Source organism: Nitrospirota bacterium, assembly GCA_016219645.1.
Lineage (GTDB): Bacteria > Nitrospirota > Nitrospiria > Nitrospirales > Nitrospiraceae > Palsa-1315.
This window is the reverse complement of record JACRLR010000003.1, coordinates 1-1,023: the sequence shown is the minus strand read 5'-3', so window position 1 is coordinate 1,023 and position 1,023 is coordinate 1. Positions and strand designations below refer to the sequence as shown.

The 1,023-nt window shown below is 57.4% G+C and carries 1 protein-coding gene; it reads right to left on the bottom strand.

Annotation, left to right across the window (positions count from 1 at the left end; genetic code table 11):
• Window positions 1-53: 53 nt before the first annotated feature.
• Window positions 54-1,023 (bottom strand): aconitate hydratase (locus HZB34_00030; GenBank protein ID MBI5314339.1); only part of this gene is annotated, 970 nt, incomplete at its 5' end.

Genomic DNA, 1,023 nt, shown 5'->3' with positions numbered 1-1,023 from the left:
GTAAATAATCTTCGAAGCTTTCGTGCTCATGTATTCCCCTCTTTGTTCTCGTGTTAGTTCAACGCGTTCAGCGCTGAACCCGCCTTGAACCACGCAATCTGTTGCTCGGTGATGCTGTGGTTCGCCTGGATGGTGAGCGCGTTGCCATCCGCCTTGTGTATCGTCACCTGCACCGGCTTGCCGGGAGCCAGGCTGTTCAGCCCCGTCACACTGATGCGGTCCTGCTGCTCGATCTTCTCGTAATCCTTCGGATCAGCGAAGGTTAACGCCAAGATCCCCTGTTTTTTCAAATTCGTTTCATGGATACGTGCAAAGCCTTTGACGAGCACGACTTTAACGTTCAAGAATCGCGGCGACATCGCCGCATGCTCGCGGCTGCTGCCCTCACCGTAGTTCTCATCGCCGACGACGATCGATCCGATCCCCTTCGCCTTGTAGGCCCGGGCAATCTGCGCAATAGTCAGGTTCGATTCGCCGGTCAGGACATTAGTCCCCTTGCCCGGCTCCGACGAAAATGCATTGTTGGCCCCCAGGAACATGTTGTCGCTGATCTTGTCCAAGTGGCCGCGGAACTTGAGCCAGGGACCGGCCGGAGAGATATGGTCCGTAGTGGTCTTGCCCTTGGTCTTGATCAACAGCGGGAGTTTCTCGAAATCCTTGCCATCCCAACGGGGGAACGGCTGCAGGAGCTGCAAGCGCTCGCTGGTCGGCGGAATGTCGACGGTCAAGTTCGAGCCATCTGCGGCAGGCTCAACATACCCCTCTTCGCCCTTGGCAAAGCCCTTGGCCGGCAATTCCTCGCCCACCGGTGGCTGTAACTTGAATTCTTTGCCGTCCGCGCCCTTGACCGTCTGATTCACCGGATCAAAGCCAAGATCGCCAGTGATCGCATAGGCGGTCACGACCTCCGGACTGGCGAGGAACGACAGTGTTTCACTGATCCCGTCGTTGCGGCCTGGGAAATTCCGGTTGAAGGAGCTGACGATCGAATCGGCCTTGCCCTTCACGCCATCAGCCCGTTTC